The organism is Bacillus siamensis, assembly GCF_051628075.1.
Taxonomy (GTDB): Bacteria; Bacillota; Bacilli; order Bacillales; family Bacillaceae; genus Bacillus; species Bacillus siamensis.
The window spans coordinates 1549451-1575274 of sequence record NZ_CP155579.1; the positions used below are offsets into that span (position 1 = coordinate 1549451).

General features: G+C 49.1%; 24 protein-coding genes and 1 riboswitch. Of the genes, 23 read left to right on the forward strand and 1 reads right to left on the reverse strand.

Annotation, left to right across the window (positions count from 1 at the left end):
• Position 1 precedes the first annotated feature (1 nt).
• The 18 genes from ABDB98_RS07950 (at position 2) to ABDB98_RS08035 (ending at position 18816) form a co-directional block, all read left to right on the forward strand.
• A complete protein-coding gene (locus ABDB98_RS07950) occupies positions 2 to 916 on the forward strand; it encodes an RluA family pseudouridine synthase (protein ID WP_016936188.1) in 915 nt (304 codons plus the stop codon).
• Between the two features lie 188 nt (positions 917 to 1104).
• Entirely contained in the window at positions 1105 to 1650 is a 546-nt protein-coding gene (pyrR, locus tag ABDB98_RS07955; RefSeq protein ID WP_003154392.1) for a bifunctional pyrimidine operon transcriptional regulator/uracil phosphoribosyltransferase, read from the forward strand.
• A gap of 153 nt (positions 1651 to 1803) precedes the next feature.
• Positions 1804 to 3114 (forward strand): uracil permease PyrP, encoded by a 1311-nt coding sequence (gene pyrP, locus ABDB98_RS07960; RefSeq protein ID WP_438421889.1) that lies wholly within the window; start codon positions 1804 to 1806, stop codon positions 3112 to 3114.
• 141 nt (positions 3115 to 3255) lie between these two features.
• Positions 3256 to 4170: an aspartate carbamoyltransferase catalytic subunit gene (locus ABDB98_RS07965; RefSeq protein ID WP_438421891.1), complete on the forward strand. Its 915-nt coding sequence runs from the start codon at positions 3256 to 3258 to the stop codon at positions 4168 to 4170.
• On the forward strand, positions 4154 to 5440 hold the full coding sequence (locus ABDB98_RS07970) for a dihydroorotase (protein WP_438421892.1): 1287 nt from the start codon (positions 4154 to 4156) through the stop codon (positions 5438 to 5440). The genes ABDB98_RS07965 and ABDB98_RS07970 overlap by 17 nt, the downstream gene beginning before the upstream one ends.
• The gene (locus tag ABDB98_RS07975; protein ID WP_049628440.1) at positions 5437 to 6531 is read left to right on the forward strand and encodes a carbamoyl phosphate synthase small subunit; all 1095 of its coding nucleotides are present in this window, start codon (positions 5437 to 5439) and stop codon (positions 6529 to 6531) included. Before ABDB98_RS07970 ends, ABDB98_RS07975 begins: the two co-directional genes overlap by 4 nt.
• Positions 6516 to 9731 carry a carbamoyl-phosphate synthase (glutamine-hydrolyzing) large subunit gene (carB, locus tag ABDB98_RS07980; protein WP_438421893.1) on the forward strand — a complete coding sequence of 1072 codons (3216 nt, stop codon included), beginning with the start codon at positions 6516 to 6518 and terminating at the stop codon, positions 9729 to 9731. The genes ABDB98_RS07975 and carB overlap by 16 nt, the downstream gene beginning before the upstream one ends.
• The gene (locus tag ABDB98_RS07985; RefSeq protein WP_438421894.1) at positions 9728 to 10498 is read left to right on the forward strand and encodes a dihydroorotate dehydrogenase electron transfer subunit; all 771 of its coding nucleotides are present in this window, start codon (positions 9728 to 9730) and stop codon (positions 10496 to 10498) included. The genes carB and ABDB98_RS07985 overlap by 4 nt, the downstream gene beginning before the upstream one ends.
• The gene (locus ABDB98_RS07990) at positions 10498 to 11433 is read left to right on the forward strand and encodes a dihydroorotate dehydrogenase (RefSeq protein ID WP_438421895.1); all 936 of its coding nucleotides are present in this window, start codon (positions 10498 to 10500) and stop codon (positions 11431 to 11433) included. Before ABDB98_RS07985 ends, ABDB98_RS07990 begins: the two co-directional genes overlap by 1 nt.
• Positions 11402 to 12121, forward strand: a complete 720-nt coding sequence (gene pyrF / locus ABDB98_RS07995) for an orotidine-5'-phosphate decarboxylase (RefSeq protein WP_047475090.1) — start codon at positions 11402 to 11404, stop codon at positions 12119 to 12121. Before ABDB98_RS07990 ends, pyrF begins: the two co-directional genes overlap by 32 nt.
• Positions 12118 to 12750, forward strand: a complete 633-nt coding sequence (pyrE, locus tag ABDB98_RS08000) for an orotate phosphoribosyltransferase (RefSeq protein WP_438421896.1) — start codon at positions 12118 to 12120, stop codon at positions 12748 to 12750. Before pyrF ends, pyrE begins: the two co-directional genes overlap by 4 nt.
• Positions 12751 to 12851: 101 nt before the next feature.
• Positions 12852 to 12956: riboswitch (SAM riboswitch) on the forward strand.
• Between the two features lie 126 nt (positions 12957 to 13082).
• Positions 13083 to 13784 (forward strand): phosphoadenylyl-sulfate reductase, encoded by a 702-nt coding sequence (locus tag ABDB98_RS08005; protein WP_047475086.1) that lies wholly within the window; start codon positions 13083 to 13085, stop codon positions 13782 to 13784.
• 12 nt (positions 13785 to 13796) lie between these two features.
• A complete protein-coding gene (locus ABDB98_RS08010) occupies positions 13797 to 14861 on the forward strand; it encodes an inorganic phosphate transporter (protein ID WP_060962827.1) in 1065 nt (354 codons plus the stop codon).
• 47 nt (positions 14862 to 14908) lie between these two features.
• The gene (sat, locus tag ABDB98_RS08015; RefSeq protein WP_438421897.1) at positions 14909 to 16057 is read left to right on the forward strand and encodes a sulfate adenylyltransferase; all 1149 of its coding nucleotides are present in this window, start codon (positions 14909 to 14911) and stop codon (positions 16055 to 16057) included.
• Positions 16058 to 16069: 12 nt separating this feature from the next.
• Entirely contained in the window at positions 16070 to 16663 is a 594-nt protein-coding gene (gene cysC / locus ABDB98_RS08020; protein ID WP_060962826.1) for an adenylyl-sulfate kinase, read from the forward strand.
• A 124-nt stretch (positions 16664 to 16787) separates the two neighbouring features.
• Positions 16788 to 17561 carry a uroporphyrinogen-III C-methyltransferase gene (gene cobA, locus ABDB98_RS08025; protein WP_060962825.1) on the forward strand — a complete coding sequence of 258 codons (774 nt, stop codon included), beginning with the start codon at positions 16788 to 16790 and terminating at the stop codon, positions 17559 to 17561.
• Positions 17562 to 18347: a sirohydrochlorin chelatase gene (locus tag ABDB98_RS08030; protein WP_438421898.1), complete on the forward strand. Its 786-nt coding sequence runs from the start codon at positions 17562 to 17564 to the stop codon at positions 18345 to 18347. It abuts the gene before it with no gap.
• The gene (locus tag ABDB98_RS08035) at positions 18328 to 18816 is read left to right on the forward strand and encodes a precorrin-2 dehydrogenase/sirohydrochlorin ferrochelatase family protein (RefSeq protein ID WP_438421899.1); all 489 of its coding nucleotides are present in this window, start codon (positions 18328 to 18330) and stop codon (positions 18814 to 18816) included. The genes ABDB98_RS08030 and ABDB98_RS08035 overlap by 20 nt, the downstream gene beginning before the upstream one ends.
• Before the next feature lie 307 nt (positions 18817 to 19123).
• Here ABDB98_RS08035 and ABDB98_RS08040 read toward each other — a convergent pair whose 3' ends face one another.
• Positions 19124 to 20830: an Rqc2 family fibronectin-binding protein gene (locus ABDB98_RS08040; protein ID WP_060965041.1), complete on the reverse strand. Its 1707-nt coding sequence runs from the start codon at positions 20828 to 20830 to the stop codon at positions 19124 to 19126.
• A 119-nt stretch (positions 20831 to 20949) separates the two neighbouring features.
• Here ABDB98_RS08040 and ABDB98_RS08045 point away from each other — a divergent pair, with 119 nt between their 5' ends.
• From ABDB98_RS08045 to rpoZ, 5 genes are all read left to right on the forward strand, one after another.
• A complete protein-coding gene (locus ABDB98_RS08045; RefSeq protein WP_060962821.1) occupies positions 20950 to 23622 on the forward strand; it encodes a calcium-translocating P-type ATPase, SERCA-type in 2673 nt (890 codons plus the stop codon).
• 81 nt (positions 23623 to 23703) lie between these two features.
• Positions 23704 to 24579, forward strand: coding sequence for a YicC/YloC family endoribonuclease (locus tag ABDB98_RS08050; RefSeq protein WP_438421900.1), 876 nt, complete (start codon positions 23704 to 23706; stop codon positions 24577 to 24579).
• A gap of 76 nt (positions 24580 to 24655) precedes the next feature.
• Positions 24656 to 24925 carry an extracellular matrix/biofilm regulator RemA gene (gene remA, locus ABDB98_RS08055; protein ID WP_003154355.1) on the forward strand — a complete coding sequence of 90 codons (270 nt, stop codon included), beginning with the start codon at positions 24656 to 24658 and terminating at the stop codon, positions 24923 to 24925.
• Between the two features lie 7 nt (positions 24926 to 24932).
• Positions 24933 to 25547 (forward strand): guanylate kinase, encoded by a 615-nt coding sequence (gene gmk, locus ABDB98_RS08060; protein ID WP_016936166.1) that lies wholly within the window; start codon positions 24933 to 24935, stop codon positions 25545 to 25547.
• A gap of 3 nt (positions 25548 to 25550) precedes the next feature.
• Positions 25551 to 25754: a DNA-directed RNA polymerase subunit omega gene (gene rpoZ, locus ABDB98_RS08065; RefSeq protein WP_003154346.1), complete on the forward strand. Its 204-nt coding sequence runs from the start codon at positions 25551 to 25553 to the stop codon at positions 25752 to 25754.
• Positions 25755 to 25824: the final 70 nt, after the last annotated feature.

Consider the following 25824-nt stretch of genomic DNA (forward strand, 5'->3'; position numbering starts at 1 on the left):
CATGAATCAATTTGAGATAACCGTTCAGCCTGAACAAAAAAGCGAACGGATTGATAAATTTTTGGCCGCAGCAGGAGAGAACTGGTCACGCACTCAGGTGCAGCAATGGGTGAAAGAGGGACTGGTAACCGTTAACGGCAAATCCGTCAAAGCCAACTACAAAATGCAGCCCGGCGATCAGGTAACCGTCACCATTCCTGAACCGGAAGAACTGGACGTGCTTGCAGAGCCGATGGATCTGGATATTTACTATGAGGATCAGGACGTCTTGGTTGTGAACAAACCGCGGGGCATGGTCGTACATCCGGCGCCCGGCCATGTGACAGGGACGCTCGTAAACGGACTGATGGCTCACTGCAATGATCTTTCAGGCATTAACGGCGTCATGCGCCCGGGAATCGTCCATCGTATTGATAAAGATACCTCCGGCCTGTTAATGGTCGCTAAAAACGATATGGCGCATGAATCACTCGTTAATCAGCTCGTCAATAAAACCGTGACGAGAAAGTACACCGCGGTTGTCCACGGGTTGATTTCACATGATGACGGAACGATTGACGCTCCGATCGGAAGAGATAAGAAAGACCGTCAAAGCATGACCGTAACAAGAGAAGGCAGTAAAAACGCCGTCACGCATTTCCACGTGCTTGAGCGTTTTCAAGACTTCACGCTCGTAGAGTGCCGTCTTGAAACCGGAAGAACGCATCAAATCCGCGTTCATATGAAATATATCGGGTTTCCTTTGGCAGGCGATCCGAAGTACGGACCGAGAAAAACCATTGATTTCAACGGCCAGGCGCTTCATGCCGGAATATTAGGTTTTGATCATCCTCGGACGGGCGAATACATGGAGTTTGAAGCGCCCCTTCCCGAAGATATGAAAAAACTCATTGAACATTTGAGAAATAGCCATTGACAGCGACTTTCTTTTCTGAAATAATAAAAACAAGCTGAATAGATTCTTTAACACAGTCCAGAGAGGCTGAGAAGGATAACGGAAAGGACAGAAGAGATACGTGTGTGTCTTCGTCCTGGAAAGGAACCCCTCTATGCTCTGGCAGGAGGGGTTTTTTCTTCTTATATACGAATGGAGAGGTGTCACGAGTGAATCAAAAAGCTGTTATTCTCGACGAACAGGCCATCAGAAGGGCGCTGACAAGGATAGCCCATGAAATGATCGAACGGAATAAAGGAATGAATGACTGCATTCTTGTAGGGATTAAAACAAGAGGCATTTATTTAGCAAAGCGGCTGGCTGAACGGATCGAACAGATTGAAGGAAATCCGGTCACTGTCGGAGAAATTGATATTACCCTTTACCGTGACGATCTCACCAAAAAAACGAGCAATGAAGAACCGCTTGTAAAAGGCGCGGACATTCCGGCTGATATCACAGACCAAAAGGTCATTGTGGTCGATGATGTGCTTTATACCGGCCGGACGGTGAGAGCGGCGATGGATGCACTCGTTGATGTCGGACGGCCGTCATCGATACAGCTTGCCGTGCTTGTTGACAGAGGGCACCGGGAGCTGCCGATCAGAGCGGACTATATCGGGAAAAACATCCCGACTTCAAAAGCTGAAAAAGTGATGGTTCAGCTGAGTGAAGTTGATCAGACTGATATGGTCGCCATATACGAAAATGAATAATCACCCTTTTTAAATGCATTCCAGAGAGTCTGCAAAGAGGATTTTAAAACACAAAGCCGGGCGGATCGACGCGGCCGGGTTTTGTATGCCTCTTTGCGTAAAAGCAAAGAGGTTTTTTTATACCATTTGAAAGTCAACCGGGAGGAAAACGCCATGAGTAAGAAAAAAGTAAACCTGGGAGTCAGGGACGTCCCCAATCCATTGTCCTGGCTGACATTCAGCCTGCAGCATTTATTCGCCATGTTCGGCTCAACCATACTCGTGCCGAAACTGGTCGGAATGAGCCCGGCAGTGGCGCTTGTCACGAGCGGAATCGGGACACTCGCCTATCTATTGGTGACAAAAGGCCGGATTCCCGCTTATCTCGGCTCATCATTCGCCTTTATATCACCGATTATCTTGGTGAAGGCGGCGGGAGGGCCGGGGGCTGCCATGGTCGGCGCTTTCCTGGCGGGAATTGTGTACGGCCTGATCGCACTTCTCATCAGGCAGCTTGGAACGGGGTGGCTGATGAAGCTGCTGCCGCCGGTGGTCGTCGGACCAGTCATCATCGTCATCGGCCTCGGATTGGCAAGCACAGCTGTCAATATGGCAATGTATGCCGATCCGAATGCGAAGGAACTCGTCTACAGCCTGAAACATTTTAGTGTAGCCGGCGTCACTTTGGCCATCACCATTATCTGCGCCATCTTTTTACGGGGATTTTTAAGCCTGATTCCGGTATTGATCGGCATTATAGGCGGCTATCTGTTTGCGCTGACACAGGGCATCGTCAATTTCCAGCCGGTCATTGATGCAAAATGGTTCGCCGTCCCTGAATTTATCATCCCTTTCAAAGACTATACGCCGTCAGTGACATGGGGCATTGCGGCTGCGATGGTGCCGGTCGCTTTCGTGACGATGTCAGAACATATCGGCCATCAAATGGTGCTGAGTAAAGTTGTCGGACAGGATTTCATTAAAAAGCCGGGACTGCACCGCTCCATAATGGGGGACAGTGTTGCGACAATCATCGCTTCGTTAATCGGCGGCCCGCCGACAACGACATACGGCGAGAACATCGGAGTACTTGCAATTACGAGAGTGTTCAGCGTCTTTGTCATCGGCGGCGCCGGCGTGATTGCGCTGTGCTTCGGATTTATCGGCAAAGTTTCGGCGCTGATCAGCTCTGTTCCGTCAGCGGTTATGGGGGGCGTTTCCTTCCTGCTCTTCGGAATCATCGCCTCCAGCGGCTTGAGAATGCTGATTGACAACAACATTGATTATGAAAACAAGCGAAATTTAATTATCACATCCGTCATCCTCGTGATCGGCGTCGGCGGTGCGTTCATTCAAGTATCAAAAGGCGGGTTTCAAATATCCGGCATGGCGCTTGCGGCAATCGTCGGAGTCATTCTGAACCTTGTCCTGCCGCACGCAAATGACGAAGACACGGACGTAACGGAAAAACAAAATCATATGTAAACCTTTTAAAGAAAGTCCAGAGAGGCTTGGAAGGGTTATAACGGGAAGAAGCTGTACGCCGCTTCTCTCTTTAACCGCACCCCGAGTCTATAGACCGGGGTGTTTTTTACGGCCTTCAAGCGGAAACGGAGGAGAAAAAACATGAATCATTTAACGGCGATGTCTGAACTGAGCGCGGCTGAAATTACAGAACTGCTGCGTGAGGCAAAAGCGATAAAAGAGGGTACAGCCCGCCCTGATCTCGCGGGAAAATTCGTTGCGAATCTGTTTTTTGAACCGAGCACGAGAACGCGGTTCAGCTTTGAAGTGGCGGAAAAGAAACTCGGAATGAACGTGCTCAGCTTAGACGGCACGAGCACAAGCGTTCAAAAAGGCGAGTCCTTATACGACACGGTCAGAACACTGGAATCAATCGGAGCGGACGCCTGCGTCATCAGGCACAGCACGGATGAATATTACAAAGATCTGACAGACAGAGTCAATATTCCGATCTTAAACGCAGGCGACGGCTGCGGCCAGCATCCGACTCAGTCATTGCTCGATTTAATGACAATTCAAGAGGAATTTGAGACCTTTCAAGGTCTGACAGTTTCCATTCATGGCGATATCAAACACAGCAGGGTGGCAAGGTCAAATGCCGAGGTGCTGACAAGGCTCGGCGCACGCGTGCTGTTTTCAGGGCCGCCGCAATGGCAGGACGAGAAAAACGCCTTCGGCACCTGTGTACAGACGGATGAAGCCATACAAGCTTCAGATGTCGTCATGCTGCTCCGCATTCAAAATGAAAGGCATCAGACAGAAGCCGACCAAAAAGGCTACCTGGAAGCATACGGGCTGACCGCAAAGCGGGCGGAAAGCATGAAGCGGCATGCCATTATCATGCATCCCGCACCGGTGAACAGAGGAGTCGAAATTGACACAACATTAGTAGAATGCGAAAAATCAAGAATTTTTAAACAAATGGAAAACGGTGTGTATATCAGAATGGCAGTCTTAAAAAGAGCACTGCAAACCAATGCGAAAAGGGGAGAAGCGGCTTATGTCTTATCTCATTAAAAACGGCTGGATGCTAAATGAACAAGGAGAAAAAGTGAAACAGGATATCCGGGTAACAGGAGAAATCATTGCGGAAACCGGCATTCTGACCGCACAAGACGGAGAAACGGTGATTGACGCTGACGGACTGTTCGTCTCACCGGGACTCGTGGACCTTCATGTGCACTTCAGAGAACCGGGCGGCGAGAAAAAAGAAACCATTGAAACTGGCTCTAAAGCTGCGGCGCGCGGCGGTTTTACCACAGTCGCCGCCATGCCGAATACAAGGCCTGTGCCGGATACGAAAGAGCAGATGGAATGGCTGCAAAACCGGATCAAAGAAACCTCATCTGTCAGGGTTCTTCCTTACGCATCCATTACGATCAGACAAACCGGCCAAGAAATGACAGATTTTAAGGCGCTTCATGAAGCGGGCGCATTCGCCTTCACCGATGACGGCGTCGGGGTTCAGACGGCCGGAATGATGTATGAAGCCATGAAAAAGGCGGCTTCAATAAACAAAGCGATTGTCGCTCATTGTGAGGATAACTCACTTATTTACGGCGGAAGCGTGCATGAAGGATCGTTTTCAAAAGCGAACGGCCTGAACGGTATACCTTCCATTTGTGAAGCGGTACATATCGCCCGTGACGTGCTTCTGGCGGAAGCGGCGGGCTGCCATTACCATGTGTGTCATATCAGCACGAAAGAATCCGTCAGAGCCGTAAGAGACGCAAAAAAAGCGGGAATCCGCGTGACAGCCGAAGTGTCGCCGCACCACCTGCTGCTTTGTGACGAAGATATCCCGGGACTTGATACCAATTTTAAAATGAATCCGCCGCTTCGCAGCAAAGAGGACAGAGCGGCGCTGATCGAAGGGCTTTTAGACGGCACGATTGATTTCATCGCCACAGACCATGCGCCGCATACAGAAGAAGAGAAAAACACGGACATGAAGCTTGCGCCTTTCGGTATCGTCGGTTTAGAAACAGCCTTTCCGCTTCTGTACACACATTTTGTGAAAAACGGGGCGTGGACGCTGAAGCAGCTGGTTGATTTCATGACAACAAAACCTTGCGAGGCGTTCGGTCTTCCGTACGGAACGCTTGCACCGGGCGCGCCGGCTGACATCACCCTGATTGATCTTGAAAAAGAAGCGGCCATTGACAAAGATACATTTTTATCTAAAGGAAAAAATACGCCATTCAACAAGCTGAAGTGCTTCGGCTGGCCTGTTGCAACGATGGCTGCAGGTAAGCTTGCATATGAAGAAGGGAGACTCGTCAAATGAAAAGAAGACTAGTGCTGGAAAATGGAGCGGTATTTGAGGGTGAAGCATTCGGGAGCCTGGAGCATACCGCGGGTGAAGTCGTATTCAACACGGGAATGACCGGTTATCAGGAAATTTTATCAGACCCTTCCTACTGCGGGCAGATCGTGACGCTGACGTATCCTCTGATCGGCAACTACGGGATTAACAGAGATGACTTTGAATCCATCACTCCTTTTGTAAAAGGGCTGATCGTAAAAGAACTGTGCGAGCTGCCTTCCAACTGGAGATCTGCTTACACGCTTGACGAGTACTTGAAAATGAAAAATATCCCCGGCTTACAAGGGATCGACACGCGAAAGCTCACAAGAATGATCCGCACGGCCGGTGCATTAAAAGGAACATTTGCATCTTGCGAGGAGGATGTCGAAGCGGTTCTGACACGTCTGAAAGAAACGGAACTGCCGAGAAATCAAGTCGCTCAAGTATCGGCGAAAACGGCTTATCCGAGTCCGGGCCGCGGCAAACGCATCGTACTCGTTGATTTCGGCATGAAGCACGGCATTTTAAGAGAATTAAACAAACGAAAATGTGATGTCATCGTTGTGCCGTACAATGTAACGGCGGAAGAAGTGCTCCAGCTGAAGCCGGACGGCATCATGCTATCTAACGGACCCGGAGATCCGAAAGATGTGCCGGAAGCGATTGAGATGATAAAAGGCATTCTCGGGAAGGTGCCGTTATTCGGAATCTGTCTCGGCCATCAATTATTTGCGCTGGCATCAGGAGCGGATACGGAAAAAATGAAATTCGGACACAGGGGCTCGAACCATCCGGTTAAAGAGCTTGCGACAGGGAAAGTCGCTTTAACCGCTCAAAACCACGGATATACAGTTTCTTCTATAGATGAGACGGAGCTTGAAGTGACACATATTGCGATCAATGACCAAACGATCGAAGGCCTCAAGCATAAAACATTGCCGGCATTTACGGTTCAATACCACCCCGAAGCTTCACCGGGGCCGGAAGATGCCAATCATTTATTTGACAGATTCATTGACTTGATCGAAACAACTGAGAAAGAAGGGGAAGCGGTATGCCAAAACGCGTAGATATTAAAAAGATTTTAGTGATCGGATCAGGCCCGATTATTATCGGACAGGCGGCGGAATTTGATTATGCGGGCACACAGGCGTGTCTCGCTTTAAAGGAAGAAGGCTATGAAGTCATTCTCGTCAACTCAAATCCGGCAACGATTATGACGGATACGGAAATGGCCGACCGGGTATACATCGAACCGCTGACGACGGAATTTCTCACGCGTATCATCAGAAAAGAGCGGCCGGATGCCATCCTGCCGACCCTTGGAGGGCAGACCGGACTGAATCTTGCCGTCGAGCTGTCTGAACTCGGGGTTCTTGAAGAATGCGGAGTAGAAGTGCTCGGCACAAAACTGTCCGCCATCCAGCAGGCGGAAGATCGCGACTTATTCCGTACACTGATGAATGAGCTGAATGAACCGGTGCCGGAAAGTGAGATTATCCGCACTTTGCAGGAAGCTGAGGAATTTGTCGGCCGGATCGGGTTTCCGGTTATCGTGCGCCCCGCTTACACATTAGGCGGAACGGGAGGAGGCATCTGCTCGAATGAAGCGGAGCTGAAAGAGATCGTCGAAAACGGATTAAAACTAAGCCCCGTCCATCAATGCCTATTGGAAAAAAGCATCGCCGGCTACAAAGAGATCGAATATGAAGTCATGAGAGACAGCAGAGATCACGCGATCGTCGTCTGCAATATGGAAAATATCGACCCGGTCGGCATCCATACGGGCGACAGCATCGTCGTTGCTCCGAGCCAGACGCTGAGCGACCGGGAATACCAGCTTTTGCGCAATGTTTCATTAAAGCTGATCCGCGCGCTCGGCATAGAAGGCGGCTGTAATGTTCAGCTCGCGCTCGATCCCGACAGTTTCCAATATTACATTATCGAAGTGAATCCGCGGGTGAGCCGCTCATCAGCACTCGCCTCAAAAGCGACGGGTTACCCGATCGCAAAGCTTGCGGCGAAAATCGCCGTCGGGCTTTCTCTTGATGAAATGATGAATCCCGTAACGGGAAAAACATATGCGGCTTTTGAGCCCGCGCTTGACTATGTCGTGTCAAAAATCCCGCGCTGGCCGTTTGATAAATTTGAGTCGGCAAACCGCAGACTCGGAACGCAGATGAAAGCCACCGGAGAGGTCATGGCGATCGGACGCACCCTTGAAGAATCGCTGTTAAAGGCGGTCCGCTCATTGGAAGCCGATGTCTATCACCTGGAACTGAAGGATGCGGAAGAGATTTCTGACGGACTTTTGGAAAAACGGATCAGAAAGGCCGGAGATGAACGGCTGTTTTATCTTGCAGAAGCGTTCAGAAGAGGCTACACAGTCGAACAGCTTCATGAGTTTTCCGCAATTGACGTCTTCTTTTTGCACAAGCTCTGTAAGCTGGTCGCTTTTGAAACCGAGCTGAAAGCGGAAAAAGGCAGCCTCACCGTCCTGCAGACAGCGAAGGAACTCGGTTTCTCCGACAAATACATCAGCCGGGAATGGAACATGCCGGAACAAGAGCTGTACCAAATGAGAAAAGAAGCAGCCATCAAGCCTGTATATAAAATGGTGGATACGTGCGCGGCGGAATTCGAATCAGAAACCCCGTACTTCTACAGCACATATGAGGAAGAAAATGAATCTGAAGTGACATCAAGAAAAAGCGTCGTCGTCCTCGGCTCCGGCCCGATCCGCATCGGACAGGGCGTCGAATTTGACTATGCGACCGTTCACTCTGTCTGGGCGATCAAGCAGGCAGGCTATGAAGCAATTATTATCAACAACAACCCTGAGACAGTATCAACTGATTTCAGCATTTCAGACAAGCTGTATTTTGAACCGCTGACGGTTGAAGATGTCATGCATATCATTGATTTGGAACAGCCGGAAGGCGTCGTCGTCCAATTCGGCGGCCAGACGGCGATCAATCTTGCGGAAGAATTGAGCGCCCGCGGCGTCAAGATTCTCGGCACATCACTTGAAGATTTAGACCGTGCGGAAGACCGGGATAAGTTCGAGCAGGCGCTTGAGGCGCTGAACGTGCCGCAGCCGCTCGGAAAAACCGCCGTGTCGGTGAATGAAGCGGTCAAAATTGCCGCATCCATCGGCTATCCGGTACTTGTCCGCCCTTCATATGTGCTCGGCGGCCGGGCGATGGAGATCGTCTATCACGAAGAAGAGCTGCTTCACTATATGAAAAATGCGGTCAAAATCAACCCGCAGCATCCGGTATTAATCGACCGTTATCTGACGGGGAAAGAAATCGAAGTGGACGCTGTATCTGACGGCGAAACAGTCGTCATCCCGGGAATTATGGAGCATATCGAGCGGGCCGGCGTCCATTCAGGGGATTCAATCGCCGTCTATCCGCCTCAGTCTTTAAGCGGAGACATTAAGAAAAAAATCGAACAATACACTGTAGCCTTGGCAAAAGGCCTCAACATCGTCGGTTTGCTGAACATCCAATTCGTCCTGTCGCAAGGTGAAGTGTATGTGCTTGAAGTAAATCCGCGGTCAAGCAGAACCGTGCCGTTCTTAAGCAAAATCACAAAGATTCCGATGGCGAATCTGGCGACAAAGGTCATTCTCGGCCAAAAGCTTGCTGATTTCGGCTATCAAGAGGGACTACAGCCGGAACAGCAGGGGGTGTACGTGAAAGCGCCTGTCTTCTCATTCGCGAAGCTGAGAAGAGTGGATATTACATTAGGGCCTGAAATGAAGTCGACGGGAGAGGTCATGGGCAAAGATTCAACTCTTGAAAAAGCGCTCTATAAAGCACTGATTGCCTCTGGTATTCAAATTCCGAATTACGGCTCGGTGCTGTTGACCGTTGCTGATAAAGATAAAGAAGAAGGACTTCTGATCGCGAAGCGGTTCCATGCTATCGGCTATAACATCATGGCGACGGAAGGAACGGCCGCTTATTTGAAAGACGCTCAGAATCCGGCTCAGGTTGTCGGGAAAATCGGCGAAGAAGGGAAGAATCTCATCGACGTCATCAGAAACGGAGAAGCGCAATTTGTCATCAATACGCTGACAAAAGGAAAACAGCCGGCCAGAGACGGCTTCAGAATCCGCCGTGAATCTGTTGAGAACGGAGTCGCCTGCCTGACATCTTTAGATACGGCCGAAGCCATTTTGCGGGTGTTGGAAAGCATGACATTCCGGGCGGATCATATGCCTGCATCCAAAACCAATCCAAAGGCGGCCGTTACGGTATGAAGAAAGCGCACTTGACTGTTCAATCCAACTCAGAAATTGCCGACCGGATTTATAAGATGGTGCTGAAAGGAGAGCTTGTCCGGCACTTTACCGAGCCGGGACAATTTCTTCACCTGAAGGTAAGTGACGCGGTCACGCCGCTATTAAGAAGGCCGCTCAGCATTGCGGACGTCAATTTCGCCGCGGATGAAGTATCCGTTATCTACAGAGCTGACGGTGAGGGGACGCGTCTTTTGTCTGAGAAAAAAGAGGGCGGCAGGATAGACGTTCTCGGCCCTCTCGGCAACGGATTCCCCTTCCGGCGGATAGAACCCGGAAAAACCGCGCTGTTAGTCGGAGGCGGAGTCGGGGTTCCGCCTTTGCAGGAACTGTCAAAGCGCCTGACGGAAAAAGGCGTAAACGTTATTCATGTGCTTGGGTTTCAATCAGCAAAGGATGTTTTTTACGAACAGGAATGTCTCGCGTACGGAGATACCTACGTGGCGACGGCTGACGGAACATATGGAGAAAAAGGATTTGTCACCGATGTCATCCGCGAAAAGCAGATCGAATTCGATGTCCTGCTCAGCTGCGGGCCGACACCGATGCTGAAAGCGCTGAAGCAGCAGTACGGCCATAAAGAAGTTTACCTTTCGATGGAAGAGCGGATGGGCTGCGGAATAGGGGCCTGCTTCGCCTGCGTGTGCCGTACGGGCGAAAGCGATACGTCGTATGTAAAAGTCTGCCTTGACGGGCCGGTATTTAAAGCTGAGGAGGTGGCGCTGTAATGTTAGAGGTGAATCTGCCGGGTCTCCAATTGAAAAACCCGATCATCCCCGCTTCCGGATGTTTCGGTTTCGGGAAGGAATATGCCGGATTTTACGATTTATCATGCCTCGGAGGCATCATGATTAAAGCCACCACGAACGAAGCCCGCTTCGGAAATCCGACACCGAGAGTGGCGGAGACAAGCGCGGGAATGCTGAATGCCATCGGACTGCAAAATCCCGGTCTGGAGCATGTGCTCAATCATGAGCTGCCTTGGCTCGAACAGTTTGACACGCCGATTATCGCAAACGTCGCGGGTTCTCAGGTGGAAGACTATAAAGAAGTAGCCGAACGCATCAGCCAAGCGCAAAATGTGCATGCGCTTGAGCTGAACATCTCGTGTCCGAATGTCAAAACGGGCGGGATTGCTTTTGGAACTGATCCCGCCATGGCGGCCGATCTGACAAAAGCGGTGAAAGAAGTTTCCGCAGTGCCTGTGTATGTGAAGCTTTCTCCTAATGTCGCAAACATAACCGAAATTGCGAAAGCGATTGAAGCGGCCGGTGCTGACGGGCTGACGATGATTAATACACTCGTCGGGATGAGGCTCGATCTTAAGACGGGACGGCCGATTTTAGCAAATAAAACGGGCGGACTGTCAGGCCCGGCGATCAAACCGGTCGCCATCCGGATGGTATACGAAGTCAGCCAGGCCGTTGACATTCCGATTATCGGGATGGGCGGCGTCCAGACCGCAGAAGATGCATTAGAATTTCTTCTCGCCGGAGCAAGTGCAGTTGCCGTCGGGACGGCCAACTTCGTCAATCCGTTCGTCTGCCCGGAAATCATTGAACAGCTCCCTCGTGTGCTGCGCCAATACGGCTATCAATCTGTAAGTGAATGCATCGGAAGGAGCTGGAAACATGCAGAACAACCTGCCCATCATCGCGCTTGATTTTGCATCAGGAGAAGAAACTTTAGCGTTTCTAGATTTGTTTGAAAAGGAAAGGCTGTTTGTCAAAACGGGGATGGAACTTTTTTATCAGGAAGGCCCCGCCATCATTCATCAATTAAAAGAACGGAACTGTGATATATTTTTAGATTTGAAGCTTCATGATATTCCGACTACAGTCAATAAAGCGATGAAGCGGCTTGCGGGTCTCGGCGTTGATCTCGTCAATGTGCATGCCGCAGGGGGCGGACGCATGATGCGCGCAGCTCTTGAGGGGCTTGAAGAAGGCACGCCGGCAGGCAAAAAACGCCCGTCATTAATCGCAGTCACCCAGCTGACGAGCACTTCAGAGCAGATGGCGAAGGAAGAGCTTCTGCTGCAAAAGCCGCTGTTAGAAACGGTTGTACATTACGGCAAAATGGCTGAAGAGTGCGGGCTGGACGGAGTGGTATGTTCTGTTCATGAAACAAAAGCCATTTATGAAGCGGTCCGGCCGTCATTTCTGACAGTCACACCGGGCATCCGCACGGCCAATGACGCAGCTGATGATCAAGTCCGGACGGCGACTCCGTCATTTGCGAAAGAAAACGGTTCGTCTGCCATTGTCGTAGGCCGTTCAATTACAAAAGCGGAAAACCCCGTTAAAGCATATGAAGCCATTAAACTGGAATGGGAGGGCGTTCGCCGATGAAACAGGCTATCGCAAAACATCTATTACACATTGAAGCTGTCTTTTTACGCCCGAATGAGCCGTTTACGTGGGCGAGCGGCATTCTATCGCCGATTTATTGTGACAACCGTCTGACATTGTCGTATCCAAAAGTGAGAAATGATGTGGCGGACGGGCTCGGCAGACTGCTGAAAGAGCATTTCCCCGAGGCGGAGATGATCGCGGGCACTGCCACGGCAGGCATTCCGCATGCTGCGCTTCTCGCAGACCGTACAGGCGCTCCGATGTGCTACGTCAGAAGCAAACCGAAAGCGCACGGCAAAGGAAATCAAATAGAAGGCGCCGTTAAAAAAGGACAAAAAACAGTCGTGATTGAAGATTTGATTTCTACCGGGGGCAGCGTGCTTGAAGCTGTGGCGGCCCTTCAAAGAGAGGGCGCGGAAGTTCTCGGCGTCATTTCAATTTTTACATACGGACTGCCGAAAGCAAGAGAAGCCTTTAAAAAAGCGGGTCTGCCGTACTACTCGTTAACAGATTATGACACGCTTATTGAAGTAGCGCTTGAAAACGGAACGATACATTCAGATGACATTGAGAAACTGAAATCATGGAAACAGAATCCCGAGTCAAAAGATTGGTTTAAAAAATAATGACAATAAAAACAGGCCTCAGGGCCTGTTTTATTATTCCTATCAAAAAACTCGGGTTGACTTCTGTTAGAATTGTGCTAAAATTTAGTACAAATCTAAAAAGCTTATCAAGAGCGGCTGAGGGACTGGACCGATGACGCCCGGCAACCTGCGTGACATGCAAGGTGCCGCATCCAGAAAAATGCACAGCATTTTGAAGATAAGGGCTATAACGGGTCACTGTCTTTCATTCCGCTGGATTGAAAGTTTTTTATATGAAAAAAGATTGAGGGATAAGACAACCGGCAGAAAACAACAGCTGTTTGATTGTCTCCGGGAGGAGGAAAGAAAAAATGCTAACGTATGACACATGGGAGGAACCGGCGATTACATTTCCGGAAGACGATTCCTATAAAGGCGCGCTGTCCGTTTTAAAATGGGCATACGGCCACTACGGAGACCAGCTTGTTTACGCGTGCAGCTTCGGGATTGAGGGAATCGTCCTGATCGATTTAATTTCTAAAGTGAAAAAAGACGCGGAAATCGTGTTTCTCGATACAGGACTTCACTTTAAAGAAACATATGAAACGATCGAAAAAGTGAAAGAACGTTACCCGGGACTGAACATCATCCTGAAAAAGCCCAGCCTTACTCTTGAGGAACAGGCCGAGGCTCACGGAGATAAACTGTGGGAAAGAGAACCGAACCAGTGCTGCTTCATCAGAAAAATTCTGCCGTTAAGAGAAGCGCTCGCCGGGCGTCCGGCATGGCTGTCCGGCCTCCGACGCGATCAAGGGCCGAGCCGGGCGAATACGAATTTCCTGAATAAAGACGATAAGTTTCAATCCATTAAAGTATGCCCGCTGATCCACTGGACGTGGAAAGACATCTGGAGATATACATCCAAGCATGAGCTGGATTATAACATTCTTCATGATCAGGGCTATCCGAGCATCGGCTGTGAACCGTGCACTTCACCTGCGTTTACCGCAGAAGACCTGCGGAGCGGCAGATGGAACGGAATGGCAAAAACAGAATGCGGACTGCATGAATAAAGGAGCTGCACAATGGAATTAGCCGCTATTTTATTCTGCCTGTTTTTCGCCATGAATATCGGAGCCAGCGGAGCCGCGGCTTCAATGGGGGTCGCTTACGGTTCCGGCGCCGTTAAAAAGAAAACGTATGCGCTGATTATCTGCGCGGCCGGCGTCCTGTCAGGGGCGGTTATCGGCGGCGGAGAAGTCGTTAAGACGATCAGCGGCGGAATCATTCCCGAACAGACCATTACGCTCACCATTGTGTGCATTATTATCGGAGCGGCGGCGTTATCGTTATTCACGGCGAATGTGCTCGGCATTCCGCTGTCGACAAGCGAGGTCACCGTCGGGGCGATTGTCGGGGTCGGCGTCGCGTACAAAGTATTGTTTCTGCAGCATCTTTTGGTCATCGTGATTTTTTGGGTGCTCGTTCCGTTTGTCGCGTTCTGTTTCACGTTTCTCGTATCGAAGGTATCCAGTTCTCTGAATATTCGAGTCATTTCGAGCCGGAAACAGAAGGTTTTGGGGGTTGTCCTGCTTATTGCGGGGTTTTGGGAAGCTTTTTCAGCCGGAATGAACAACGTCGCAAATGCGGTAGGGCCTTTAGTTGCCGCCGGCGTGCTCAGCGTGTCCAAAGGGACGCTGTACGGAGGCATCTTTGTCGCTCTCGGCGCTCTGCTTTTAGGACGCAGAGTGCTTGAAACCAACGGGAAAAAGATTACGAGATTTTCCGCCGGCGAAGGCATACTGCTTTCCGGAACCGGGGCCGGGCTTGTCATTATCAGTTCCGTGTTCGGTCTGCCGGTTCCTTTGGCGCAGGTGACATCATCATCAATCATCGGTATCGGAATGGCCAAAAACGGGCCGAACGTTTTTCATAAAGAAGTCGTGAAAACGATGCTCAAAGTATGGGTCGTTTCGCCGTTTTTGTCACTGTCGATTTCGTATCTGCTTGTCTCTCTGCTGTTAAAAGGAGATTACTATTCCATCTTTATGATGGCCAGCGTGCTTTTGGCAGCTGGCGGAGCCGCCAGTCTGATGAAAGCCATCCGAAAAGAGAAGCGCTCTGTCCATGAACAAGGCGGGGGCATTTAACTATTAATCTGAGTTTATTTATCTGTTAACTGGGAGGAAAATGTACTATGAGTCTAGCACCGCACGGAGGAACATTAGTTAATCGGGTGAATGAGCAGTATGATCTTACATCCGTCCAAAAAGAAATTGAGCTGGATTTGATTTCGTTTGCTGATTTAGAGCTGATCGGAATCGGAGCCTACAGCCCGATTGAAGGATTTTTCACAGAAAAAGATTACGTGTCAGTCGTTGAAAATATGCGTCTGGCATCCGGGGCAGTCTGGTCTTTGCCGATTACGCTTCCGGTCGATTCAGAAAAAGCGGCTGAGCTTGCTGTCGGGGACACCGTAAAACTGACTTACGGCGGAGAAACATACGGCGCAGTGGACATCGAAGATATTTATACGCCGGATAAACAAAAAGAAGCCGTTCACGTATATAAAACCAATGATGACGCTCATCCAGGCGTGAAAAAACTATTTTCACGCGGCGATACGTATGTCGGCGGGCCGATCACATTAATTAAAAAAGCGTCAAAGCAGTTTCCTGAGTTTACATTTGAACCTGCTGAAACGAGACGAAGCTTTGAAGAAAAAGGCTGGAAAACCATCGTCGGTTTCCAAACGAGAAATCCGGTTCACCGCGCTCACGAATATATCCAGAAAACCGCGCTTGAGACGGTTGACGGCCTGTTTTTGAACCCGCTCGTCGGTGAAACAAAATCAGACGACATTCCGGCGGATGTCAGAATGGAAAGCTATCAGGTGCTGCTTGATCATTATTATCCGAAAGACCGCGTTTTCCTCGGCGTATTTTTGGCGGCAATGCGGTACGCGGGGCCGAGAGAAGCCATTTTCCATGCGCTTGTCCGCAAAAACTACGGCTGCACGCATTTTATCGTCGGCCGCGATCATGCCGGCGTCGGTGATTACTACGGCACATACGAAGCGCAAGAGCTGTTTGATCAATTTACAGCGGATGAGCTCGGGATTACACCGATGAAATTCGAGCACAGCTTCTTCTGCCAAAAATGCGGCAACATGGGAACGGCCAAAACATGTCCGCATGACAGAGAAGACCACGTCATTCTGTCGGGAACAAAGGTCAGAGAAATGCTGCGAAGCGGCGTCATGCCGCCGGCGGAATTCAGCCGTCCTGAAGTTGTCGATGTGCTGATTAAAGGGCTGAAAACGAAAGAAGAAGCAGGCGTTTCTTAAGGAGGAAAAAGAGTGACAAATCGTGATATCGTATGGCATGAAGCCTCAATAACGAAAGAAGAATACCAGCAGAAAAACAAGCATAAAAGCTCTATCCTCTGGCTGACGGGTTTAAGCGGTTCAGGGAAATCCACGATTGCAAACGCCGCAGCCCGCGAGCTGTTTGAACAAGGCTATCAAGTCATTGTGCTAGATGGAGATAACATCCGTCACGGCTTAAACAAGGACTTAGGATTTTCTGATGATGACCGCAAGGAAAATATACGCCGAATCGGGGAAGTGGCAAAGCTTTTCGTTCAGCAGGGCACCATCGTCATTACGGCCTTTATTTCTCCGTTCCGTGAGGACAGAGATCAGGTGAGAGAGCTCGTGGCAGAAGGCGAATTTAATGAAATCTATGTGAAATGCGACCTCGATATATGTGAAAAGCGCGATCCGAAAGGTTTGTATAAAAAAGCCAGAAACGGCGAAATTCCGTTCTTTACGGGAATCGACTCACCGTATGAAGAGCCGAATGCGCCTGAGCTCGTACTTGATTCAGGAAAATATGCACGCGAAGAATGCACCGGCAGACTGATTGATTTTGTGAAAAACAGCTTAGCATAATAAGTCCGAAAAGGCCGCGCAATCAGCCGGATACTCCCCCTAATGGCGGGATATGGTAAAATAGCTGAGGTGCGGCCTCGCGGCTGTTCTGTGAAGATGTCAAAACGGATCGGGGAGACATGCTATGGGGAAAGTATTTATCGTTGGAGCCGGTCCGGGAGATCCGGACTTATTAACGGTCAAGGCAATGAAAGCCATACAGAAAGCGGACGTTATACTATATGACAGATTGGTAAACAAAGAGATTTTACAGTATGCAAGAGAAGAAGCGGATCTGATTTACTGCGGAAAGCTCCCGGATTTTCATATTATGAAGCAGGATACGATTAACCGTTTCCTTGTGAAGTATGCGAAAAAGGGAAAAACCGTGGTCAGGCTCAAGGGGGGCGACCCGTTTGTTTTCGGCCGCGGGGGCGAAGAAGCGGAGGCTCTCGCGCAAAACGCCATTCCGTTTGAGATCGTTCCCGGCATTACATCGGGAATCGCGGCAGCTGCTTACGCCGGCATTCCCGTGACGCACAGGGAGGCGAGCTCCAATGTCGCATTTGTTACAGGGCATTATAAACAAGAAGACGACTTTGAAGAAAAATGGAAAGCACTGGCGACGGGCATTGATACGCTGGTGATTTATATGGGGATTAAAAATATCCGGCAGATTGAAAGAATGCTGCTGGAAAACGGCAGAGACGGCGGCACCCCGGCGGCCTTTATTCATTGGGGAACGACGGACAGGCAAAAAACGGTCGTCTGCACCGTCAGCACGCTTTCAGACACAGTGATAAAAGAAGAAATCAAAAACCCGAGCTTAATCGTCATCGGTGATGTCGTTAATTATCACTGCAAGCTGGACTGGTTTGAATCTGAACTGAAAAATCTGGATCTGAGCGAGGCGTTGTAAATGAAGCAGGCGATTTTATACATCGGGCACGGAAGCCGGCTGAAAAAAGCGCAGGCAGAATCGGCGGCATTTTTAAAAGGGTGCATGCCGCACGCTGACGCTCCCATTCAGGAAATCTGTTTTTTAGAACTGCAGGAACCGTCTATTGAAGCGGGCTTTGAAGCATGTGTCAAACAAGGCGCCACTCATATCGCGGCTGTGCCGCTGCTGCTCTTGACTGCCGCCCACGCAAAACATGACATTCCGGCTGAAATCGCCCGTGCAGCGGTCCGGCATCCCGATATAAAAGTAACATACGGTGTCCCGATCGGAGTGGATGATGAAGTCGTCAAAGCGGTGCATCATCGCATTGAGGACACCGGAGTGCCGATTGAGCAGGCGAAAGTGGTGCTGATCGGCAGAGGAAGCACAGATCCGGCAGTTAAAAATGCCGTCAGTGAGATTGCCGGAAAACTGGAGGCGATCACACCTGTTAAAGAAGTCATCCCTTGTTTTTTAACAGCCTGTGATCCCCACTATAAAGAAGTGTTTACAGGTCTTGAAGAAGATGACGGAGCACCCGTTTTTATCGTCCCGTATCTTCTGTTTACAGGGCTCTTAATGACTGAAATTCAACGGGAAGTCCAAAAGCTTCAGACGGTCAATCGAAATGTGCATCTCGCTTCATACTTAGGTTTTCACCCGCATATTAAGCAGGCGTTTTTGAACCGTGTGACGGAAGCTGTTCGAAACCCCGGCGGGCAGTTTGATTTTAAGGGGGGACAGTATGCTGCCTCTTCACATTAATCTCCGCGGAAAAAGAATTGTCATCGCGGGCGGGGGCAATGTTGCCTTAAGAAGGCTCAAAACAGTGCTTCCGGAAGGCGCGGATATTACTGTAATCAGCCCCGATGCCCTGCCGGAAATTAAACAGCTTGCGGATGAAGGATGCATCCGCTGGATTGCCCGGAAAATTGAAATGAAGGATCTCACGCCCGCTTTTTTCATTATTGCCGCGACAAATGACCGAGACGTGAATCAGAAGATAGCCGCAAGCGCTTCTGAAACGCAGCTGGTCAACTGTGTAAGCAACGCTGAACAGGGCAGTGTGTATATGCCGAAGATCATCCGCAAAGGACGCATTGAAGTATCAGTATCAACAAGCGGCGCAAGCCCGGTACATACGAAAAGACTGGCTGAAAACATTGAGCCCTTGATTACTGATGATTTGGCTGAAGAAGTGGATCTATTGTTTGAGAAAAGAAGAAGACTATAAAAACTATACCTTGTCGATCATCAGGCAGGGTATTTTTTATGCTTTCCTGACTGTCTTGCTGCTTTCGAGACGAGGGGAAATGATTCAAAAAACGGAAGCGGTTTGCTTATGTGAACGCTGACACGGGAGTCACCGCCGCCCGCATACAAAGGAACAAGCCGATCAGAGAAGGCAGACATGACGGGAAACCGTTCACATCCTGTAAAGATCGGTTCTGGCGGCTGAGAGAGTGTCTCCATTTATGTTCAGAAATCAGGAAATAAAAAAACACCACCAAGCTGAGTGCGGTATCAGCTTGATGGTGCGTTTATTTTTTCAGCCGTATGACAAGATCGGCATCAGGTGTGACAAATACGGTATGCTGGCTGTCATAGGTGACGAAGCCGGGCTTTGCGCCGTTTGGCTTTTTCACATGTCTGATTTTTGTATAATCAACCGGTACTGAGCCGGAATCTTTCGCCTTGGAAAAATAAGCGGCAATTGCAGCTGCTTCCAATATGGATTGTTCATCCGGATCGCTGCTTTTAATCACAACGTGGGAACCCGGAATGTCTTTCGTGTGGAACCATACATCATCCCTTGCGGCGGCTTTTGTCGTTAAGTACTCATTTTGTTTATTGTTTTTGCCGACAAGGATCGTCAATCCCTGCGAAGATTCATATTGCTCTAAAACAGGAACGTGCTGTTTCTGTTTTTTCTGTCCTCTTTGCTGTTTCGGACGCAAATATTTGCCTTCGACAAGCTCCTCCCTTATTTCGTGAATATCCTTTGTGGAAGCGGAGGAAAGCTGCTGGATCAGCTGATCGAAATAAGCGATTTCCTCCTCGGCCAGGCGGATCTGTTCTTTTACAACCTCAACGGAATTCTTCGCTTTTTGATATTTTGTAAAATACATCTGCGCGTTTTCGGACGGTGTTTTGTTCGGATTTAAAGGGATGGTCACCGTCGGACTCTCTTCATCATAGTAATTGATGACGTTCGCTTCTTTGTCGCCTTTTTTCAGCATATACAAATTCGCCGTCAGCAGCTCGCCGTATAGCTGGAATTCTTTCGCATTCTCTGAGTAGTCCAGCGTCTTTTCCAGTTTTTTGATTTTATTGGCGTTCTTTTTCCGTTCATTTGCGACAAACCGCTCAAGATCCTGGGCCTGCTGTTTAACGCGGTCGCGCTCTGCTTTGCCGAAATAAAACCGGTCTAACAGTTCACTCAGTGAGTGAAAGGTTCGCTCTTCTCCGTTTACATGCGTGAGAGACAGGAGATAAAAGTATTCTTTTCCGCCTGCTGTCGTGATGTTCGGTGTAAACCTGCAGTCCTTCACGCTGCGGAACATCTCTGTCAGCGTCTTCGGCAGCGTTATTTTGTTAGCAAGGCCCGCTCTGTGAACGGCTTCTTTTGCAAACAGCGGAGAAACCCCGGAGAAATGTCTGACGATCTGCTGGTCGAGCCGCCCTTCCTGAAAACTGAGATGACGCAAAATGTCCTCTTCATCCGCAGCAAGCGGCGAAATTTTTTCCTGAGCGGGAGGGAGTTTGTAATCATAGCCCGGCAGAACGGTCCGGTAGCTGTTCATCGACGGAGATAAATGCTTCAGTCCGTCAATGATGGCACCTTCTCCGTCAGTGAGAATAATATTGCTGTGGCGCCCCATAATTTCAACATACAGTGTTCTGACGGTTTCGTCGCCGATTTCATTTCTGCTTTTTATGCGGAATATCATAATCCTGTCTAATCCGGCCTGTTCTATTTTCTCAATAAAGCCGCCTTCTATATGCTTTCTGAGCAGCATACAAAACATCGGGGGCTCGCTCGGATTTTCATAGGCCTGGTTTGTCACGTGCACCCGTGAATAGCTCGGATGCGCCGATAATAATAGTTTATGGTTTTTTCCGTTAGCGCGGATATGGAATATCACATCGTGCTTAAAAGGCTGATGGACTCTCGTAATCCGGCCTCCGGCGATCCGGCTGTTTAATTCATGTGTCATTCCGTATGTAAACATGCCATCAAAAGACATATAAAACACCCTTTCCTTCTTCCTGCATTCGATAATTATAGCATGAAAAGGGACGAGTCAGAATAAGCTTGTTTACAGAGTGACATCTCTAAAGCGAGGCAGGGGAGTGGACGAGAAGAATGAAGTTTCATGAAATGGGTCAAACCGATTTGCTGAAAGCAACAAATACGTCCATTAAACAGGGATTGACCGAAAAAGAGGTGAAAAAACGCCTTGAAAAGCACGGACCGAACGAGCTTCAGGAGGGCAAGAGGACACCGGCGATCGTCGTGTTTTTCGCCCAATTTAAAGATTTTATGGTGCTCGTGCTGCTTGTGGCAACCTTAATTTCCGGGTTTTTAGGCGAATATGTAGATGCCGTGGCGATTATGGCGATTGTATTTGTCAATGGGGTGCTCGGTTTTTTTCAGGAGAGACGGGCGGAGAAGTCATTAAATGCATTAAAAGAGCTGTCAACGCCGTATGTGTCAGCATTGCGGGACGGGAGCTGGAAGAAAATTCAGTCCAAGGAGCTCGTTCCCGGCGATATCGTGAAATTTTCAAGCGGCGACCGGATCGGCGCGGATGTGCGGATCGTTGAAGCGAAGAGCCTTGAAATCGAAGAATCGGCGCTGACCGGGGAATCGATCCCGGTTGTCAAACAAGCTGATAAGCTGAGAAAGCCGGATGTTTCTTTAGGCGATATCAACAATATGGCGTTTATGGGGACGATCGTAACGCGCGGCAGCGGTGTCGGCGTCGTCGTCGGTACAGGAATGAATACGGCAATGGGGAAAATCGCCGATATGCTGGAATCCGCCGGCAACCTTTCAACACCGCTGCAGCGAAGACTAGAAGAGCTCGGCAAAATTTTAATTATCGTCGCGCTGCTTTTGACGGTATTGGTCGTTGCAGTCGGCGTCTTACAGGGACATGAGCTTTACAGCATGTTTTTGGCCGGGGTGTCATTGGCCGTCGCCGCGATTCCGGAAGGGCTTCCCGCCATTGTTACGGTGGCATTATCAATCGGCGTTCAGCGCATGATCAAACAAAAATCAATTGTCAGAAAGCTCCCGGCAGTTGAAACATTGGGCTGCGCCTCTGTCATTTGTTCTGATAAAACCGGCACGCTGACACAAAACAAAATGACCGTCACCCATATGTGGTCAGGGGGAAAAACATTTAAAGTGTCAGGTATCGGCTATGAGCCGGCGGGAGTTTTTACGCGCGATGAGCGGGAAATCAAGCCGAAAGATGAGAAGATGCTTGAACAGATGCTGGTTTTCGGCGCATTATGCAATACGTCCGAAATTGAACTGAAAGACGGCCATTATGTGCTTGACGGCGATCCGACAGAAGGAGCGCTGCTGACGGCCGCGAGAAAAGGCGGCTATTCAAACGACTGGCTCAGTGAACAATACCGTGTTGTTGCCGAGTTTCCGTTTGACTCCGTCCGCAAAATGATGACCGTCATCGCCGAAGATAAGGAAAAAAAGCGGTTCGTCATCACCAAAGGAGCGCCTGATGTGCTGATTGACCGCTCGTCACATATGATGCACGGCGGCAGAAGTGCGCCATTTTCAGAAGAAAAGAAAGCTGAGACAGAAGCGGTCTTGAAAGAACTGGCGTCGCAAGCCCTCCGGACGATCGCGATTGCTTATAAACCGTTAAATCCGGGTGAAAAGCCGACAATGGAGCAGGCGGAAAAGAACCTGACGATACTCGGCCTGTCCGGCATGATTGATCCGCCCCGTCCGGAGGTCAGACAGGCCATTAAAGAATGCCGTGAAGCAGGCATTAAAACGGTGATGATTACCGGTGATCACGTCGAAACGGCAAAGGCGATCGCGAAAGATTTGCGGCTTCTTCCGAAAAAAGGGCGTGTGATGGACGGAAAAACGCTGAATAAGCTTTCTGAAAAAGAGCTTACGGAGACGGTCGATGATATTTACGTATTCGCACGCGTATCACCTGAACATAAATTGAAAATTGTCAAAGCGTTTCAGGAAAACGGACACGTCGTCGCCATGACAGGAGACGGAGTAAATGACGCCCCGGCCATAAAGCAGGCTGATATCGGCGTTGCTATGGGCGTGACGGGAACGGATGTGGCAAAGGAAGCGTCCTCTCTCATTCTGGTCGATGATAACTTCGCTACGATTAAATCAGCCATAAAAGAGGGGAGAAATATCTATGAAAATATAAGAAAATTCGTCCGGTATTTACTCGCCTCCAATGTCGGTGAGATTTTAGTCATGCTGTTTGCGATGCTTCTCGCTCTGCCGCTGCCGCTCGTTCCGATTCAGATATTGTGGGTGAACTTAGTCACTGACGGGCTGCCGGCTATGGCGCTCGGTATGGATCAGCCGGAAGATGACCTGATGAGGCGGAAGCCGCGGCATCCGAAAGAAGGGGTATTTGCGAGAAAACTGGGCTGGAAAGTCGTCTCAAGAGGATTTTTAATCGGAGCCGCAACCATTTTAGCGTTTATCGTCGTGTATCACCGCAATCCTGAAAATCTGCCGTATGCACAGACCGTCGCATTCGCGACTCTTGTTCTGGCTCAGCTTATACACGTATTTGACTGCCGGAGCGAAACGTCTGTTTTCTCCCGCAATCCGTTTGAAAATATCTATCTGCTAGGCGCCATCGTTTCTTCTGTTTTCCTGATGGTCATCGTCATCTATTATCCGCCGCTGCAGCCTATTTTCAAAACTGTGCCGATTACGCCGGGCGATTGGATGCTGATTCTCGGCATGTCGGGCATACCTACTTTTTTGCTGGCGGGTTCACTTTTGACAAGAAAAAAATAATTCCATATGATATAATCTTAGGGGTAATAGCATGTCTATTGCCCTTTTATTTTGATAACGGGAAAGAATTGGGTGTTTCATATGATACGGAGTATGACAGGCTTCGGCAGCGCAAGCAGCACAAAAGGCGATCTCTCGGCAACCGTTGAGTTGAAATCCGTCAATTACCGGTTCAAAGAAGTGAACGCCCGTCTGCCAAGGCCTTTGCTATATGTAGAGGATAAGCTGAAACAAATCATATTGCAGCATATACAGCGCGGAAGAGTAGAACTGTTTCTTACTGTAAACAGTGACGCGCTCATAAAAAGAAGCCTGAAAATCGATTGGGAGCTCCTTGATGAATATGTGAGCGCCGCCCGCGTCATGAAAGACCGCTACAGCCTGGCCGCTGAACCCGACGCAATGGATTTCTTTACTTTTGAACATATTGCACAGATTCATGAAGAGCAGATGCGTGATGATAAGCTTGAGGAAGTCATCAGGGAGGCTGCTGAGCTGGCGGTAAAGGAACTTTGTGACATGAGGGAAAAAGAAGGCCGGCTTTTGGCGGAAGACTGCTTTCTGCACATTGAGCGGCTTGAGACGCTGTCCGAACGGGTGAAAGACCGCGCTTCGGCCGTTGTTACCCATTACCGCGAGCGTCTTTACGCCCGAATGAAGGAATGGACGGAGGACGCGATTGACGAAAGCAGGCTGATCACGGAATGCGCCATTTTCGCCGACCGTTCTGATATAACGGAAGAAATTACCAGATTAAAGAGCCATTTTGTTCAATTCCGTGATATATTAAAAGAAGGCGGTGCAGTCGGCCGCAAACTTGATTTCCTCGTTCAGGAACTTAACCGCGAAGCGAACACGATCGGCTCAAAAGCCAATGATCATCAAATCACAAAGCTTGTCGTGGAAATGAAAAGTTCTATTGAAAAATTGAAGGAACAAGTGCAAAATATAGAATAGCGACTGTGCGTATTGTTTACAGACGGTCTCTTCAGGTTACACTAGAGACGTCTATTTTACAGGGGGAACGTAGAAGATGACGATTAAACTGATTAATATCGGATTTGGCAATATCATCTCCGCCAATCGGATGATTTCGATTGTCAGCCCGGAGTCTGCGCCAATAAAGCGAATGATCCAGGATGCAAGAGACCGCGGAATGCTAATAGACGCTACATACGGACGAAGAACCCGTGCAGTTGTCGTCATGGATAGTGATCACATTATCTTATCTGCCGTCCAGCCTGAGACAGTTGCACACAGACTTTCTGTGAAAGAAGAAATTATGGATGAAGGGCAGGGGTAATTGCCGCATGAAAGAAAGAGGGTTATTAATCGTTCTCTCAGGTCCCTCCGGAGTTGGAAAAGGAACGGTTCGGCAAGCAATATTTTCACAAGAAGACACAAAATTTGAATACTCAATTTCAGTCACGACGAGAAACCCGAGAGAGGGAGAAGTCGACGGCGTCGATTATTTCTTTAAATCAAGAGATGAATTCGAACGCATGATTGAAAACAACAAACTGCTTGAATGGGCAGAATATGTCGGCAACTATTACGGAACGCCCGTTGATTATGTCGAACAGACGCTTCAAGAAGGAAAAGACGTCTTCTTAGAGATTGAAGTGCAGGGCGCGCTCCAAGTGCGGAATGCATTTCCGGAAGGCCTGTTTATCTTCTTAGCGCCGCCGAGTCTTTCTGAGCTGAAAAACAGAATCGTGACAAGAGGGACAGAAACAGACGATTTAATTGAAAACAGAATGAAGGCCGCCAAAGCTGAAATCGAAATGATGGACGCGTATGATTATGTCGTGGAAAACGACAATATCCAAACGGCTTGTGATAAAATTAACGCAATTGTTCTCGCCGAGCACTTAAAGCGTGAACGCGTTGCTCCGAGATATAAGAAAATGCTGGAGGTAGAATAACTTATGTTAGATCCGTCAATTGACTCTTTAATGAATAAATTAGATTCTAAATATACGCTGGTGACTGTGTCTGCAAGACGCGCGCGTGAAATGCAGATCAAAAAAGACCAGCAGATTGAACATACCATTTCTCACAAATATGTAGGCAAAGCTTTAGAAGAAATTGACGCGGGCCTGCTTTCGTTTGAAAGAGAAGACAGCGAATAACAAGCACACGTAGCAACCTATCTCTACATAGGTTGTTATTTTTTTCCGTTTGGGATTTGTCCAATGCTTT